Source organism: Nonomuraea montanisoli, assembly GCF_013363975.1.
In the GTDB taxonomy this organism is placed as follows: Bacteria; Actinomycetota; Actinomycetes; order Streptosporangiales; family Streptosporangiaceae; genus Nonomuraea; species Nonomuraea montanisoli.
The window spans coordinates 104,018-120,478 of sequence record NZ_JABWGN010000020.1 but is presented as its reverse complement, the minus strand read 5'-3'; the positions used below and the strand labels follow the sequence as shown (position 1 = coordinate 120,478).

Genomic DNA, 16,461 nt, shown 5'->3' with positions numbered 1-16,461 from the left:
TTTGCTCATGCGTTGCCGCCGTACGCGCCCGAGCGTCGTCGGCGGCGACCGTTTCATGCAGCCGATGGAGAGGAAGCGCATGAGGTTAGGCAAGGGCCTGGTGGCCGCCGTTCTGGCCGGATCGGCCGGTGTCACGGCCGCCCAGGCGCCCGCCGCCGCGACGCCCGCGACGTCCCCGACGCCCGCGACGTCCATCGCCGCGACGCCCGCAACACCTGCGACGTCCCCGACGCCCGCCGCCGCTGCGGCCGATCGGCCGGTGAACGAGCGGACCGGCACGGTGACGCTGATCACCGGCGACAAGGTCGTCGTCACCGCCGCCGGGCACCGGGTGGAGCCGGGACCGGGCAGACAGGCGTCCTACGCCAGCCAGCGCCGCGACGGACACCTGTACGTCTACCCGTCCGACGCCCGTCCGCTGGTGGCCCAGGGCGTCCTGGACGAGCGGCTGTTCGACGTCACGCAGCTTCTGGAATGGGAGTACGGCGACGCGCAGCGGGGCGACATCCCGCTGATCACGCAGTCGGCCCAGGGGGACGTGCCCGCGCTCCGGAGCGCCCGTCAGACCCGGCGTATGTCCGCCCTCGGCATGGCCGCGGTGCAGGTGCCCAAGGCGAACGCGGCCGAGACGTGGAAGAGCCTGGCGTCCGGCGCCCGGACCCTGTCCGCGGGGCGGACGAAACTGTGGCTGGACGGGCGGCGTCCCTTCACCCTCGACCGGAGCGTCAAGCAGATCGGCGCGACGGAGGCGTGGAAGCAGGGCTTCACCGGCAAGGGCGTCACGGTGGCCGTCCTGGACTCCGGCTATGACCCGGACCATCCGGATCTGAAGGACGTGGTCACGCAGTCGCGGAACTTCAGCGAGGAGCCTGACATCCGTGACAACCTCGGCCACGGAACACACGTGGCGTCGATCGTCGCGGGCGCGGGGGAGAAGTACCGGGGAGTGGCGCCGGATGCGAAGATCGCGCTCGGCAAGGTGGGCGGCGTCCGCGGTCCGGCCGATTCGGCCATCCTGGCGGGCATGGAGTGGGCCGCCCTTGAGGTGAAGGCCAAGGTGGTCAACCTCAGCATCGGCGCGCCGGACACGCCGGAGCTCGACCCCCTGGAGCAGGCGGTCGCCACGCTGTCGGAGCGGACCGGCGTGCTGTTCGTCATCGCCGCCGGTAACGACGGGTTGCCCGGCACGGTGAACAGCCCCGGCAGCGCCGACGCCGCCCTCACCGTCGGCGCCGTCGACCGGGACGACCGGATGGCGCCCTTCTCCAGCGCGGGCCCTCGCAGCGGTGACCATGCCATCAAGCCGGATCTCACCGCTCCCGGTGTCGAGATCACGGCCGCGGCCGCCGCGGGCACGGCCGACGGCCCGTACGTCGCCCACAGCGGCACGTCGATGGCCGCCCCGCACGTGGCGGGAGCCGCCGCGATCCTCGCCCAGCGGCACCCGGACTGGAGTGGTCAGCGCCTGAAGGCGGCGCTCATCGGCAGCGCCGCGCCCCAGGAGGGCGCCACGCCGTACCAGGAGGGAGCCGGGCGGGTCGACCTGGTCCGCACGCTGGCCCAGCAGGTGACGGCGGCGACGCCGAACGTCTGGGCCGCCTTCCCCTGGGACGGCACCGGTGAGCGGGTGGTGACCAAGGACATCACGTACGCCAACGCCGGTGACACCCCGGTCACGCTGGACCTCGGCGAGGACAGCGAGGTGCTGGAGCTCGGAGCCCAGAGCCTGGTGGTGCCCGCGAAGGGAGAGGCGTCGGTCAAGCTCACGATCCGGGGGGAGGGCAGGGCGCCCGGCGACTATCCCGGCGTCGTGACCGCCCGGTCCGGCGACACCGTCATCCGCACCCTGGCCGGCGCCTATGTCGAGCCGGAGTCCTACAACCTCACCGTCAAGACCGTCGACCCGGAGGGCAACCCGCCCGACGTCCGCGTCTCGGGTGAGGCCTACGACAAGACCGGCGACCGGCGTCTGCTGGCCTTCGATGGTCAGGGCAAGGCCACGGTCCGGCTGCCGAAGGGTGAGTGGAATCTCTACGTCGACCTCTGGGGTGGTTACGCCGCCTTCGGGCACCGATCCGTGACCATCGACAGCGCGGACCGTGAACTGACGTTCGACGTGCGTGAGGCCAAGAAGGTCGAGTTCACGGTGGACGAGCCGACGGCCGAGCGCGACCGTCTCATCGCCTTCACGCTGGCCAACGGGGCCTGGAACACGGCCTGGATCTCCTTCGGCCAGAGCCGGGGCTACTACGTGTTCCCCGTACGTCAGCCCGGCCTGCGATACATGTCCACCACCGTTTGGCACAAGAAGGACGCCAAGCCGAGCCCGTACCGCTACGACCTCGTCGACTACGAGGTCGGCGGGATCCCGGACGACCCCACCTACAGGGCGCGGACCCGCGAGCTGGTCAAGGTGAGCGCGGCCTACCGTGCACCGGGCGGCGCCGCCAAGGCCAGGACGTCGGTGGGGCCGCAGTTCCCTGGCGCCCCCTGGACGGATGTGTGGATCTCCAGCAGCCCCGAGACGGACCTGCCGGCGACCATGACGCACTACCGCACTCCCGGCTTCGCCTGGACCACGCAGATCGAGACCGGCACCCACACGGTGGCCGGTCACAGTGAGGTGCTCGGGCGGCGGCCGGTCGCCGAGGTGTGGAACGACGCCGTGACCGGTCCCGCGTTCGGCACGCCGGCCGGCGACCGCGACGGCGACCGGCTGCGCTTCACCGCCGACGGCCTTCTCACCGCCGGGAGGGCAGGACTGAACGGCGGTGACTCCACCACCACCGGGAAACTCGCTCTGACCCGCGGCGCCGAGGCGCTGGCCGAGGCGGACCTGGCGGGCTGCGTGCCCATGGAGCCCGAGAAGTGCCTGCTGAAGGCCCGGCTGCCCGCCGAGGCGGCGACCTACACGCTGACCGCGTCGGCGCAGCGGCCGTCGGCCCTGTCCACGAAGGTCGAGGCGGCCTGGACGTTCCGGTCGGAGCGGACGGACAAGGCCCGGCCGCTGCCCCTCACCGCGGTCCGCTACCTCCCCGAGGGCCTCGACGACCACAACCGCGCCAAGCCGGGGTCCACGACCGTGATCCCGGTCAGCCTCCAGCGCAACCCCGGCGCCCCCGCGGCGCGTGCTACGTCGATCACGGTGGAGACGTCCTTCGACGACGGGGCGAGCTGGCGGCCGGTCCGGCTGGTCCGCTCCGGCTCCGGATGGACGGCCAGGGTCGCGAACCCGGCCGCGCCCGGGTTCGTCTCGCTGCGCGCCAAGGTCACGGACGCGGCGGGTGACCAGGTGACGCAGACCATCACCCGGGCGTACGCCATCGGGTGACACCGTCCGCACGTCCGGCCGCGCGGGGAAAGGGCTCCCCTCGCGCGGCCGGGCCTCCCGCGGCCCGGGCATGGGATCTCGCCCGGGCCGCAGCCGCCCGGGCGCGCGATCGCGCCCGGGCGGCCGGACGGTCAGTAGCCGGGCGGCGGGGTGGCGCCCGGGCCGGGCTCGACGCTCAGGACGATCGCCCCGTCGTTGTAGCTCTCCGCCTCCGCCACCTTCCAGCCCGGATCGACCCGGGAGGCCGGGACCTGCTCCTCCGCCCGATAACCGACTCCCTCGTGCAGCGGCCAGCGGAGCTGGTAGGTCACCTTCAGGTCGTGCTCGCGCACGACGCGCACCGCCTCGGCCACCGTGAGTCCCCCGATCGTGGTCCCGGCCATGGCCTCGCCCGACACGGTCGCGTCGATGGGGTAGGCGTACTTCTCACCGGGCTTGGCCGGCCGGCCCAACTGCAGCTTCGCCGGTCCCTTGAGGTCGGCCGTGACGTTGAAGGCCGTCAGGCACCCCTCGACCCGCACCTTGCAGTCGGACGTGGTGGAGCTCATCCGGCTGCCCGGATCCGAGGCCTCCCAGCCGACGACGGGCTCTCGCTGCCGCGGCGACACGGGAATCAGCTCCACCTTCACGTTGTCCAGGCCGACCTTCTGGAAGGCCTTCTGCAGCTCGGCCGGGTCGGGATCGCCGTCGGTGATGTAGAAGACGTACTCGTCGCCGTCGCGGTCGATCGTGACGGCCTGGCTCGCGTACACCTGTCCCGACTCCTTGAACAGGGACGGCCCGACGACGAAGGCGCCGGCCAGGACGACCGAGGCCGCCAGGCCCAGCAGGAGGCGGCTCGGAGCCGGCACGCGGCGGGTCCGCCGGACCACCGGGGCCGGGGTCCGCTCCACCTGAAAGATCTCGGTCAGCAGCGCGTCCGCCCCCGCGGTGGTCGCGCTGCCGGACAGGTCCGTGTCCAGCACTCTGGCCCGTTCCCTGAACACCTGGTCCTTGCTCATCGTGACTCCTCGTTGGTCAGTGGTCGCGGGTGGAAGGCCGCCGGGCGGGCATCCTTCAGAGCCCGGGCGAAACGCTTGCGGGCGCGGTGCAGCCGGATGCGGACGGCGTTGCGCGAGCAGCCGAGCACCGCGGCGATCTGGCCGGGGTCCAGCTCCTCCCAGACGGACAGGGCCAGCAGCTCGCGGTCGTCGTCGGAGATCGCGTTCATGGCCTGGTCCACGTGGTCGTACCTGCTGGGGGCGGCCATGGCGTAGCGGCGCCGGGTCTCGGCGGTCAGCTCAGCGTGCCCCGTCTCCCTGCGCCGCTCGCCGCGGCGGTGGTTGGCCAGGACGCGCCGGGCCACCCCGTAGAGCCACAGCTTGGCGGTGTCGCCCTGCGGGAGCTCGCTCACGCGCCGCCAGGCGATCACGTACGTCTCGGCCACGATGTCGGCGGCATCCTCGGGAGAGGAGCAGCGCCGCATGACGTAGCCGAGGATCTGCTCGTACGTGCGCCGGTACACGGCCTCGAACCGGGACTGCTCATCGGTTTCGTCCACTTCGTCCTCGTCGGTGTGCTGCTGGTTGGTCTCGATCACGTACGTGTCCGCGGGCGGGCACGGAATTTCACGGAGATCGGAACAACATGGCGAGGAGGCGGCCTCAGGCCGGGGCGATGGCGCGCAGGGTGTCGAGTACCTGCCGGAGGAGCGGGTGGGCGGCGGCGCCGCGGCGTACGGCGGCGAAGACGCGCCGCTCCGGTCCGGGCGCCGGCCGTACCGTGACTCCCGACAGCGTCATGTCGCGCAGCGCCAGCCGGGGCACGAGCGCGATCCCCGCGCCCGCGCCCACCAGCGCCACCACGGCCCGGAAGTCGTCGGAGCAGTGGGCGAACTCGGGGGTGAAACCGGCCTGCTCGCAGGCGAAGGCGATCACGTCGCGGATCGGGTTGCCGGGGTGGGGGCCGATCCAGGTCTCGCCCTCCAGCTCGGAGAGCGCCACGGGCTCGTCGGACGGTCCCGCGATCGAGGGATGCGCGGTCGAGGGACGGGCGGTCGAGGGATGCGTGGCCAGGGAATGGTCGTCGGGCAGGACGAGGTCGAACGGCTCGGCGTACAGGGGGACCCGGGACAGGCGGCCGTCCGCCGCGTCCGGCCAGCCGCGGTACTCCACGACGACGGCCAGGTCGGCCCGTTCGTCGAGCAGCATGGCGAGCCCCTGGTCGCCCTCCACGTCCCGGACGCGGACCTGTAGTGCCGGGGCCTTGAGCCGGAGCGCCGCCACCGCGGGCGCGAGGACGGCGCTGATCGCGGTGGCGAAGCAGGCCACGGTGACCTCGCCCGCCTCGCCGCTGGCGTAGGCGGCCACCTCCGCCTCGGCGCGTTCGAGCTGGGCGAGCACCTCGTCCGCGTGCCTGAGCATGATCGTGCCCACGGCGGTGAGCCGCACGCCGCGGCCGTCGCGGGTGAACAGCCGGTGCCCCACCTCGTGCTCCAGGGCGACGAGCTGCTGCGACACGGCCGAGGGGGTGAGGTGCAGGGTGGCCGCCGCGGCGGTGACCGTGCCGTGGTCGGCCACCGCGCGCAGCGTGCGCAGCCGGCGCGTGTCTATCACGCTGGTGAGGATACCTACGACGCCCGCCCGGCCGCGGGCCCGCTCCGGCGGCGAGGGCCGGGACGGTCAGCCGCGGGGCCGCTCCGGGGCAAGGGGGGCCGGGACGGTCAGCCGCGGGCCTGGACGAACGCCTCCACGGCGCGCTCCACGTCCTCGGCCGAGTGCGCGGCCGAGAGCTGGACCCGGATGCGCGCCTGCCCGTGCGGCACCACCGGGTACGAGAACCCGATGACGTACACGCCCAGCTCCAGGAGCCGCTCCGCCATGGCGCCGGCCTTCGCCGCGTCACCGATCATGACGGGGACGATCGGGTGGTCGCCGGGCAGGATGTCGAACCCGTTGCGGGTCATCTCGCTCCGGAAACGGGCCGTGTTGGCGCGCAGCTGTTCGCGTGCCTCGCCGGTGGTCTCCAGCAGGTCGAGGATCCGCAGCGAGGCGGAGGCGATGACGGGGGCCAGGGAGTTGGAGAACAGGTACGGCCGGGACCGCTGGCGCAGCAGCTCGCAGATCTCCTTGCGGGCCGCGACGTAGCCGCCGCTGGCCCCGCCGAGCGCCTTGCCGAGGGTGCCGGTGATGATGTCGACCCGGTCGGTCACGCCGTGCAGCTCGGGCGTGCCGCGTCCGGTCGGGCCGACGAAGCCGACGGCGTGGGAGTCGTCCACCATGACCATGGCGTCGTACCGTTCGGCCAGGTCGCAGATCTCCCGCAGCGGGGCGAGATAGCCGTCCATGGAGAACACACCGTCGGTGACGATCAGCCGCCGCCGGGCGTCGGCCGCCTCCTTGAGGCGGGACTCCAGCTCGGCCATGTCGCGGTTGGCGTAGCGCAGGCGGCGGGCCTTGGACAGGCGGATGCCGTCGATGATGCTCGCGTGGTTGAGCGCGTCGGAGATCACCGCGTCCTGCGCGTCGAGCAGCGTCTCGAACACGCCGCCGTTGGCGTCGAAGCACGAGCTGTACAGGACGGTGTCCTCCATGCCGAGGAAGGCGGACAGGCGTCCTTCGAGCTCCTTGTGCACCTCCTGGGTGCCGCAGATGAACCGGACCGAGGCCATGCCGAAGCCCCACCGGTCGAGCGCCTCCTTGGCCGCCGCGACCACCTCGGGGTGGTCGGCCAGGCCGAGGTAGTTGTTGGCGCAGAAGTTGAGCACCTCCTTGCCGGCGACGCGCACGTTGGAGCTCTGCGGGGTGCTGATGACGCGCTCGGGCTTGAGCAGCCCGGCCTCGGTGATCTCGTCGAGCGTCGTCCGCAACTGCTCGCGCACGTTCGTGAACATCAAGCACAACTCCTGTCCATGGTCGCGGCCGCTTCGGCCTCCGTTGGCTCGTCCCTCGCGCTCTCCGGCCGAGCTCCTCCGCTCCAGTCCATGATGACCTTGCCCGTGCGGCCGCTGGCGGCCGTGTCGAAGGCGGCGTCGAACTCGTGGTACGGGAACCGGTCGGTGATCACCGGGGTCAGGTCGAGGCCCTTCTCCAGCAGGACCGACATGTTGTACCAGGTCTCGAACATCTCACGGCCGTAGATGCCCTTGATGGTGATCATCGAGGTGACGACCGTGGCCCAGTCGACCGCGAACTCCTCCGCGGGCAGGCCGAGCATGGCGATCTTGCCACCGTGGGTCATGCTCGCGATCATGTCGCGCATGGCCCGCGGATTGCCGGACATCTCCAGACCCACGTCGAAGCCCTCGCGCATGTCGAGGCGGCGCATGCCGTCGGCGATGGAGTCGCGCGCGACGTTCAGCGCGAGGGAGACGCCGAGCTTGCCGGCCAGGTCGAGGCGCTCGTCGCTGACGTCGGTGATGACGACGTTGCGGGCGCCGACATGGGTGGCCACGGCCGCCGCCATCAGCCCGATCGGGCCCGCGCCGGTGATCAGCACGTCCTCGCCGACCAGGGGGAACGACAGGGCCGTGTGGACGGCGTTGCCGAACGGGTCGAAGATGGCCGCCACGTCGGGGTCGACGGGGGTGCGGTGCACCCAGGCGTTCTCGGCGGGGAGCGTGACGTACTCGGCGAACGCGCCGTCGCGGTGGACGCCGAGGCCGACGGTGTTGCGGCACAGGTGGCGGCGCCCGGCCATGCAGTTGCGGCACCGGCCGCACACGATGTGGCCCTCGCCGCTGACCAGGTCGCCGACGGCGACGTTCTCCACCCCGGGGCCGGTCTCGACGACCTCGCCGCTGAACTCGTGCCCGACGATGAGGGGGAGCTTCAGGGTGTTACGCGCCCAGTCATCAAATTTCCGGATATGGAGGTCGGTTCCGCAGATGCCGGTACGCAGCACCTTGATCAGCACCTCGCCGGGCCCCGGCGTCGGCTCCGGTACGTCGACCAGCCGGAGTCCGGCCTCCGGCCTCTCCTTGACCAGCGCTTTCATCGCACATTCCCCCTCATCCCGAACCTAACGCACTGTGCCGCCCCGGCTCCGGACCTGTCCATCGAGGGATTCTTAAGTGCCCCCACAGCTTCGCTTCACGCCGCTGCCCGGCGTGTTCCCGGGGCGGCCCGCCGCCCCGTGATTACGTAACCAAGTTTGTTAAGTAGGATGTCGATCTGACGGTTTCCCTGGAGGTTCGGTGCGAGAGCAGAGCGGCGACGCCTCCCTGCTGCGTAAGCTCAACTCCGCCGCGGTGCTGCGCATCCTGCGGGAGGCCGGGGTCGCCACGCTGAGCGAGCTGGCCCGGGCCGCCCGCGTCTCCAGGCCGACGGCCGAGGTGATCGTCGAGGACCTGATCGCCGAGGGCTGGGCCGAGGAGTGCGGTGAGGAGCAGGGCGACCGCCAGCGCGGCCGGCCGGCCCGCCGCTTCCGCTTCCGCGCGTCGGCGGGTCACGTGGCGGGGGTCGGCATCGGCGCCTCCCACGTCCGCGCCATGGTGGCCGACCTCAACGGCGAGGTCGTCGCCTCCCACAAGGCGCCCACCCACGAGACGATGACCGCGGCCGAGCGCCTCGACGTCGTCGCCGGCCTGGTCTCCGCCGTCGCCGACGGGGCCGGGCTGTCCATGGCCGGCCTGGCGGCCGTCGGCGTGGGCACCACCGGCGTGGTGGACAACGCGGGCCGCGTGGTCAAGAGCACCGTCCTGCCCGGCTGGACCGGCCTCGACCTGCGGGGCGAGCTGGGGCGGCGGCTCGCGCCGCCCGTGCTGGTCGAGAACGACATGCGCCTCGCGGTGCTCGCCGAGCACTGGCGGGGCGTGGCGCGCGGCCATGACGACGTGGTCTACCTCTTCACCGGCCACCGGCTGGGCCTCGCCCTGCTGATCGGCGGCCGGCCGCACCGGGGCGCCCACGCCGCCGCCGGCGAGATCGGCCGGCAGGCCCGCGACCACTGGTCGGCCTTCAGGCACGTCTTCGACTACGCGTTGGAGTCCGAGCCGGGCGAGCTGCGCTCGCACCAGCAGGCGGCCGACTTCGCCATCGCGCGGGCGCGCGGCGGCGACGAGCGGGCGCTGGCGGCCGTCACCGCGTTCGCCCGGCACCTGGGCGAGGGCCTGCTCACCCTGGTCAACCCGCTCGACCCGGAGATGGTGGTGGTCGGCGGACGGCTGGCCAGGGCCGGTGATCTGCTGGTCGAGCCGATCCAGCACTACTTCGACCAGGTGTGCTACTACCCGCCGAAGGTCGTGGCCTCCGGCCTGGGCAGCGACTGCGTCACGTTGGGCGCCGTCAGGTGGGCGCTGGACCGCGCCGACGACCTGCTCTTCTCGTAGCGACCTCTCGCAGCGACCTGCTCGTAGCCGCCTGCTCGTAGCCGCCTGCTCGTAACGGCCTTTTCGTAGAGATCTTCGATAATTCTGTCACGAAGCTGTCACGCTGAGGTCGCTTGCGCGCATCTTCTGCTTGATCGTGCGTGATTATCTATAGTTCTTTTCATAAATGAGCGCTATCTTCCAGTCACGCACAGACCCGGACGGATGGGGACGACATGACAGGGAAGATCAGGGCGCTGGTGTGCGCCGGCGCGCTCGTTGCCGGACTCGCGGGATGCTCCTCGTCTGACGGGGGCGACTCCGGCGGCAAGGTCACGCTGACCTACGCCTACTGGGACAACGAGAACCAGGGCCCGGCGATGACCAAGATCGCCCAGGAGTTCACGAAGAGCCACCCGAACATCGAGGTCAAGCTCCAGTTCACCCCGAACAAGGAGTACTGGACCAAGCTCCAGACCGCTGCCGCCGGCGGCACGGCCCCCGACGTGTTCTGGATGAACGGCCCGCGCATCGGCCTGTACGCCTCCCAGGGCGCGCTCCTGCCGCTCTCCGACAAGATCGCCGCCGACAAGATGGACCTCGGCAAGTACCCCAAGTCGCTGGTCGATCTCTACACCCTCGACGGCAAGCAGTACGGCATTCCCAAGGACTTCGACACCATCGGCCTCTGGTACAACAAGGCCCTGTTCGACGCCGCCAAGGTCAAGTACCCCGACGCCTCCTGGACCTGGGACGACGTCCGCGCGGCGGCCAAGAAGCTGACCGACCCGGCCAAGGGCGTCCACGGCATCGGCGCGATGGCCTGGTCCCAGGAGGCCTACTACAACACGATCTTCCAGGCCGGCGGCTACGTGATCTCCGACGACAAGAAGAAGTCGGGCTTCGACGACCCCGCCACCATCGAGGGCCTCAAGTTCTGGAAGGACCTCCTCGACCAGAAGCTCTCGCCGACGGTCCAGCAGATGACCGACAACGACCCCATCGAGATGTTCAAGAGCGGCAAGCTCGCCATGTGGTACGACGGCTCCTACGACGCCTCCCAGTACTTCAAGACCGAGGGCCTCAAGGCCGGCGTCGCCCCGCTCCCCGCCGGGCCCAAGGGCAAGGCGACCGTCATCCACGGCCTGGCCAACGTCGTCTACGCCAAGACCAAGCACCCGCAGGAGGCCTGGGAGTTCGTCAAGTTCCTCGGCTCCGAGCAGGCCAACCGCATCCAGGCCGAGTCGGGCGCCGTCATCCCGGCCTACGAGGGGCTCCAGGAGTCCTGGGTCAAGTCGATGCCCGGCCTGGACCTCCAGGCGTTCATCGACCAGCTCCCGGACGCCCGGCCGTACCCGGTCTCGAAGAACACCGCCGCCTGGGCGCGTCTGGAGACCGACGCGATCACCAAGGCGTTCACCGACGGCCAGGACGTCGAGGCGACGGCCAAGCAGCTCGCCACGGCCATGAACGCGGCCCTGTCGCAGGAGAAGTGAGCACCGCCGGAAGGGCGGTCGCCGTCAAGGCGGCCGCCCGCCCCGCCACCCGTCGCCGGCTGCGCGACCGCGACTGGGTCTGGGGCTACGCGATGATCGCGCCGCTCGTGCTCGGCCTCGGCGTCTTCTACCTGTGGCCGGTCGTGCAGTCGGTCTACTACAGCTTCACCGAGTGGACGCTGTTCGGCGACGCGACCTGGGTGGGCCTGCGCAACTACGAGCAGCTCTTCACCGACCCGGCCAACGGCAGGGCGCTGCGCAACACGTTCGTGTACGGCGGGCTGAGCCTGCTCGGCATCCCGCTGTCCATCGCGGTCGCGGCCCTGCTCGGCACCCGTGGGCTGCGGCTGGTGTCGCTCTACCGCACCCTGTACTTCCTGCCCGTGGTCACCATGCCGGCGGCCGTCGCGATGATCTGGACCTGGCTCTACAACGGCGACTACGGCCTGGTCAACTACCTGCTCTCGCTCGTCGGCATCCACGGCACCTCCTGGATCGCCGAGCCGTCCACCGCCCTGTACGCGCTCGTCGCCGTGGGCATCTGGACGCAGATCGGCTACAACGCGGTCATCTTCATGGCGGGCCTCCAGTCGATCCCGTCTCACCTGTACGAGGCCGCCTCGATCGACGGGGCCGGGCGCGCCCGGCAGTTCTTCCGCATCACGCTGCCGCTGCTGTCGCCGAGCATCTTCTTCGTCTCGGTGCTCAGCGTGATCAACGGCCTGCAGATGTTCGACCTCGTCTATCTCATGCTGCGCCGCGGCAACCCCGCCCGCGAGGAGACGCAGACCGTCGTGTCGCTGTTCTTCTCCCGGGCCTTCGAGGAGGGCGCCAAGGGGTACGCGGCGGCCATGGCCGTGGTCCTCATGCTGATCACGCTCGTGCTGACCGTCATCCAGTTCCGCGTGCAGAAGAGGTGGGTCCACTATGCGTAACGGCGGCCGTCTCTGGCCGGTCCACCTGGTGCTCGCCATCGGCGCGGCGGCCATGGTGATGCCGTTCTTCTGGCAGGTGCTCACCTCGCTGAAGACGTTCACCGAGGCGACCAGGACGCCGCCGGTCTGGATTCCCTCGTTCGAGTGGGGCAACTTCGCCAAGGTCCTCGACGAGACGCCGTTCCTGCAGCAGCTCGGCAACACCGTGGTGATGACGACCGGGCGCACGCTGGCTCAGCTCCTGTTCTGCTCGCTGGCGGCCTACGCCTTCGCCCGGCTGCGCTTCCCCGGCCGCGACGTCATCTTCGTCGCTCTGCTGTCGGTGCTAATGGTGCCGGGACAGCTCTTCCTCATCCCGCAGTACCAGATCGTCCAGAGCCTCGGCTGGCTCAACACCCTGCCCGGGCTGATCGCGCCCGGCATGTTCAGCGCGTTCGGCACGTTCATGATGCGGCAGTTCTTCATGACGCTGCCCGCCGAGGTGGAGGAGGCGGCCCGGCTGGACGGCGCCAACCCGCTGCGCATCTTCTGGAGCGTGATGCTGCCGCTGGCCAGGCCCGGGCTGCTCGCGCTCGGCGTGCTGACCGTGCTGTGGTCGTGGAACGACCTCATGTGGCCGCTCATCGTCAACACCGATCCCGAGAGCATGCCGCTCTCGGCGGGCCTGTCGGCGCTCCAGGGCGAGCACATGACCGACTACCCGGTGCTCATGGCGGGGTCGTTGATGGCCAGCGCGCCGATCATCGTACTGTTCATCATCATGCAGAAGCAGCTCATTCAGGGCATCGCGTTCACCGGCTCCAAGTAGCGTGCCGTACCCCCGAGAAAGGACCCATGTGGAAGACCTGCGGATCGGCGTCATCGGCCTCGGCCTGCGCTCCAGCCTCGCCCGCGCGGCGCACCGGCCAGGCGCGGGCGCGGCGGTCACCGCGCTGTGCGACACCGACCCGGCCGTGCTCAAGCACCAGGCCGGGGTGTTCGACGCCGCCTACATGACCGAGGACCACCGTCGCCTGCTCGACCGCGACGACCTCGACGCCGTGATCCTGTTGACGCCCGACGACACCCACGAGCGCATCGCGATCGACTGCCTGGAGGCGGGCAAGGCCGTCTACGTGGAGAAGCCGCTGGCGATCACCGTGGAGGGCTGCGACGCGATCCTGCGCGCCGCCCGCCGCACCGGCACGCGGCTGTACGTGGGTCACAACATGCGGCACATGGGCGTCGTGCGGCTGATGCGCGAGGCCATCCGCCGCGGCGACATCGGCGAGCCGAAGACGGTGTGGGTGCGGCACTTCGTCTCGTACGGCGGCGACTACTACTTCAAGGACTGGCACGCCGACCGCACCCGCACCACCGGCCTGCTGCTGCAGAAGGCCGCCCACGACCTCGACGTCATCCACTGGCTGGCGGGCGGCTACACCACCCGGGTCAGCGCGTTCGGCGACCTCATGGTGTACGGCGACCTGCCGCGCCGCGAGCCCGGCACCCCGCGCCCCGAGGGGTGGCTGCGCGAGTACGACTGGCCGCCGACGGCCCGCCGCGACCTGCACGACGTCGTGGACGTGGAGGACGTGTCCGTGATGAACATGCGCCTGGACAACGGCGTCATCGCCGCCTACCAGCAGTGCCACTTCACCCCCGACTACGTGCGCAACTACACGGTCATCGGCACCGAGGGCCGGCTGGAGAACTTCGGCGACGGCCCCGGCGACACGGTCAAGGTGTGGAACACCGGCCCCACCGGCTACCGCGGCGACGCCGACGTCACCTACCGGGTGCCCGACGCCCACGGCGGTCACGGGGGCGCGGACACCGAGATCGTCACGGAGTTCCTGCGGTTCGTCCGGGAGGGCGGGACAACGGACACCTCGCCGGTCGCGGCCCGGATGAGCGTGGCGGCGGGCTACCAGGCCACGATGTCGCTGCGCGACGGCGGCACGCCGTACGACGTGCCGGCGCTGGACCCGGAGCTGGTGGCCTACTTCGAGGCGGGCCAGACGCTGGAGAGCTGAGCGGGAACTCCTCTCCCGCCGCGGACAGTCCTGTATGTGGACATGTCGCTACGTGCCGGATTACGCACCGGAGACCCGGCGGCCTTCGAGCAGCTCTTCGACGAGTGCTCGAAGGCCGTCTACAACCACGCCTACCGCCTGACCGGCGACTGGTCGGCGGCCGAGGACGTGATGGCGCTGACGTTCCTGGAGGCGTGGCGGTTACGCGCCCGGGTGGACCCCGAGGGCGGCTCGCTGCGGCCGTGGCTGCTCGGGATCGCCACCAACGTGGCCCGCAACACCCGCCGGGCCTCGCGCCGCCACGACGACGCGCTGGCCCGGCTGCCCAGGGGCGAGCCGGTGCCGGACTTCGCCGACGAGGTGGTGGGCCGGATCGACGACGCCGAGCGGCTCGCCGCCGTGCGCGCGGCGTTCGGCGGGCTCCGCCGCCAGGAACGCGACGTGTTCGCGCTGTGCGTGTGGGCGGGGCTCGACTACGCGGAGGCGGGTGAGGCGCTGGGCATCCCGGTGGGCACCGTGCGGTCGCGGTTGTCGAGGGCGCGGCGGAAACTCGGGAAGTTCGTGGAACCGCCGCCCGCGCCCCGACAGGTAGAAGGTGACCGAGGCCCCGTGAAGGAGGAGATCCGATGAGCTGGCACGACGAGCGCGATCTTCCCGAGGGCCGTCACCGGCTGCTCAAGGAGTTCGTGATGACCGAGATCGACCGCAAGGCCGGGAAGACCCTTCCGCGCCGCCGCCTGCTGCGTCCCGCCGTCCTGGCGCCCGTGCTCGGGCTCGCCGCCGCGGCGGCCGTGGCGGTCCCGCTGTTCGTGGGCGGCGGCAGCCCGGCGTACGCCGTCACCGACAACCCGGACGGCACCGTCCGCATCCAGATCAACGAGGTCCGGGACGCCGACAAGCTGGAGGCCGACCTGCGGGCCAAGGGGATGCACGTGGTGGTGGACTACATCCCGCAGGGCAAGAAGTGCGGCCCGCAGCCGCGCGCCGAGCGCTTCCTGTCGCCCGAGGAGGCCCCGCTCGTGGTCCTCCCCACCGGGAAGGACCACCAGCCGGGCTTCGTCGTCGACCCCCGCGTCATCAAGGACGGCCAGACGGGCGTGCTGGAGTTCAGCGTCTTCGAGGCCCCGGACGGACCGGCGGTGGTGGCGGCCGTCTGGGCCCGGGTGGCCGAGGGCGCCGTGGCCGACTGCACCCTGGTGGACACCACGGAGCCCCCGCTGGCGCACTGACCGCCCACTCCCACCGGTACGCCCCGAGGACGTCGGCCTCGGGGCGCCGGCCGTCCTCGACCGGCAGGTGCGCCTCAGTGCTCCTGGTGGTTGTGCTCGGTGGCCGGGGCGCGCTCGGCGTCGAGGCCCGGGAACGGGGCCGGCTCCGGGACGGCCTGCGTGAGCTGCCGCGGGCCGTTGGGGCTCTCGGCCTCCTGCGCGTCCGCCACCGCCTCGGCCGCCGCCTCCGCGGCCTTGGCCACCTCCTCGTCCATCTCCGCGCTCGGCGGCAGCTCCTCGCGGGTGGCCGCAGACTTGGGCAGGGCCTCGGTGAACGCCTTGGACACGCCCTGGAGCGCCGAGGTCACCTCGCTCGGGATGACCCAGAACGTGTTGCCCGAGCCCTGGGCGAGCTGCGGCAGCACCTGGAGGTACTGGTAGGCCAGCAGCTTCGGGTCGGGGTCGTTGCGGTGGACGGCCTGGAAGACCTGGTCGATGGCCCGCGACTGGCCCTCGGCCTCCAGGATCGCGGCGGCGCGCTGGCCCTCGGCGCGCAGGATGCTGCTCTGCTTGTCGCCCTCGGCCGTCAGGATCTGCGACTGCCGCTGGCCCTCGGCGTTGAGGATGGCGGCCCGCTTGTCGCGCTCGGCCCGCATCTGCTTCTCCATCGCGTCCTTGATGGTCTTGGGCGGGTCGATCGCCTTGATCTCGACGCGGTTGACGCGGATGCCCCACTTGCCGGTGGCCTCGTCGAGGACGCCGCGCAGCTGGCTGTTGATCGTGTCGCGGGAGGTCAGCGTCTTCTCCAGGTCCATGGAGCCGACCACGTTGCGCAGCGTGGTGACCGTGAGCTGCTCGACCGCCTGGATGTAGTTGGCGATCTCGTAGGCGGCCGCCCGGGGGTCGGTGACCTGGAAGTAGAGCACGGTGTCGATCTCGACGACCAGGTTGTCCTCGGTGATGACCGGCTGCGGCCGGAACGACACCACCTGCTCCCGCAGGTCGATCATGGGGTAGACGCGGTCGACGTAGGGGATGACGAAGTTCAGGCCGGGCTTGAGAGTGCGGTGGTAACGGCCGAGCCGCTCGACGTTGCGCGCCCGGGCCTGCGGGATGATGCGCACAGCCTTGAGCACGGTGAAAACAGCGAACAGTATGACGAGAAGTCCGGCGATCAACAGCGGATCCAT

At 71.2% G+C, this 16,461-nt stretch carries 14 protein-coding genes; 8 read left to right on the top strand and 6 right to left on the bottom strand.

Features of this window, described 5'->3' with window-relative positions; translation table 11 throughout:
- Positions 1–79 precede the first annotated feature (79 nt).
- Positions 80–3,331: a S8 family serine peptidase gene (locus HTZ77_RS39335; RefSeq protein WP_175594855.1), complete on the top strand. Its 3,252-nt coding sequence runs from the start codon at positions 80–82 to the stop codon at positions 3,329–3,331.
- 131 nt (positions 3,332–3,462) lie between these two features.
- Here the strand turns inward: HTZ77_RS39335 and HTZ77_RS39330 are convergent, their stop codons facing one another.
- From HTZ77_RS39330 to tdh, 5 genes are all read right to left on the bottom strand, one after another.
- Positions 3,463–4,332, bottom strand: a complete 870-nt coding sequence (locus HTZ77_RS39330) for a hypothetical protein (RefSeq protein ID WP_175594854.1) — start codon at positions 4,330–4,332, stop codon at positions 3,463–3,465.
- Positions 4,329–4,910 (bottom strand): RNA polymerase sigma factor, encoded by a 582-nt coding sequence (locus HTZ77_RS39325; protein ID WP_328809038.1) that lies wholly within the window; start codon positions 4,908–4,910, stop codon positions 4,329–4,331. The genes HTZ77_RS39330 and HTZ77_RS39325 overlap by 4 nt, the downstream gene beginning before the upstream one ends.
- Before the next feature lie 64 nt (positions 4,911–4,974).
- Positions 4,975–5,925, bottom strand: a complete 951-nt coding sequence (locus HTZ77_RS39320) for a LysR family transcriptional regulator (protein ID WP_175594853.1) — start codon at positions 5,923–5,925, stop codon at positions 4,975–4,977.
- Between the two features lie 107 nt (positions 5,926–6,032).
- Positions 6,033–7,202 (bottom strand): glycine C-acetyltransferase, encoded by a 1,170-nt coding sequence (locus HTZ77_RS39315; RefSeq protein ID WP_175594911.1) that lies wholly within the window; start codon positions 7,200–7,202, stop codon positions 6,033–6,035.
- The gene (gene tdh / locus HTZ77_RS39310; protein ID WP_175594852.1) at positions 7,202–8,305 is read right to left on the bottom strand and encodes an L-threonine 3-dehydrogenase; all 1,104 of its coding nucleotides are present in this window, start codon (positions 8,303–8,305) and stop codon (positions 7,202–7,204) included. Before tdh ends, HTZ77_RS39315 begins: the two co-directional genes overlap by 1 nt.
- 199 nt (positions 8,306–8,504) lie before the next feature.
- On the opposite strand from tdh, the gene HTZ77_RS39305 reads away from it, so the two are divergent.
- The 7 genes from HTZ77_RS39305 to HTZ77_RS39275 all read left to right on the top strand — a co-directional run bounded on the left by HTZ77_RS39305 (position 8,505) and on the right by HTZ77_RS39275 (position 15,292).
- Complete coding sequence (locus tag HTZ77_RS39305) at positions 8,505–9,638, top strand: ROK family transcriptional regulator (protein WP_175594851.1); 1,134 nt, start codon at positions 8,505–8,507, stop codon at positions 9,636–9,638.
- 215 nt (positions 9,639–9,853) lie between these two features.
- Positions 9,854–11,113, top strand: coding sequence for an ABC transporter substrate-binding protein (locus HTZ77_RS39300; protein ID WP_175594850.1), 1,260 nt, complete (start codon positions 9,854–9,856; stop codon positions 11,111–11,113).
- On the top strand, positions 11,110–12,048 hold the full coding sequence (locus HTZ77_RS39295) for a carbohydrate ABC transporter permease (RefSeq protein ID WP_328809037.1): 939 nt from the start codon (positions 11,110–11,112) through the stop codon (positions 12,046–12,048). Before HTZ77_RS39300 ends, HTZ77_RS39295 begins: the two co-directional genes overlap by 4 nt.
- Positions 12,041–12,856: a carbohydrate ABC transporter permease gene (locus HTZ77_RS39290; protein ID WP_175594849.1), complete on the top strand. Its 816-nt coding sequence runs from the start codon at positions 12,041–12,043 to the stop codon at positions 12,854–12,856. Before HTZ77_RS39295 ends, HTZ77_RS39290 begins: the two co-directional genes overlap by 8 nt.
- 28 nt (positions 12,857–12,884) lie before the next feature.
- Positions 12,885–14,063, top strand: a complete 1,179-nt coding sequence (locus HTZ77_RS39285; RefSeq protein ID WP_175594848.1) for a Gfo/Idh/MocA family protein — start codon at positions 12,885–12,887, stop codon at positions 14,061–14,063.
- Positions 14,064–14,105: 42 nt separating this feature from the next.
- Entirely contained in the window at positions 14,106–14,693 is a 588-nt protein-coding gene (locus HTZ77_RS39280) for an RNA polymerase sigma factor (RefSeq protein ID WP_175594847.1), read from the top strand.
- The gene (locus HTZ77_RS39275) at positions 14,690–15,292 is read left to right on the top strand and encodes a hypothetical protein (RefSeq protein ID WP_175594846.1); all 603 of its coding nucleotides are present in this window, start codon (positions 14,690–14,692) and stop codon (positions 15,290–15,292) included. Before HTZ77_RS39280 ends, HTZ77_RS39275 begins: the two co-directional genes overlap by 4 nt.
- Positions 15,293–15,366: 74 nt before the next feature.
- On the opposite strand, the gene HTZ77_RS39270 is transcribed toward HTZ77_RS39275, so the two are convergent.
- Entirely contained in the window at positions 15,367–16,461 is a 1,095-nt protein-coding gene (locus tag HTZ77_RS39270; RefSeq protein WP_175594845.1) for an SPFH domain-containing protein, read from the bottom strand.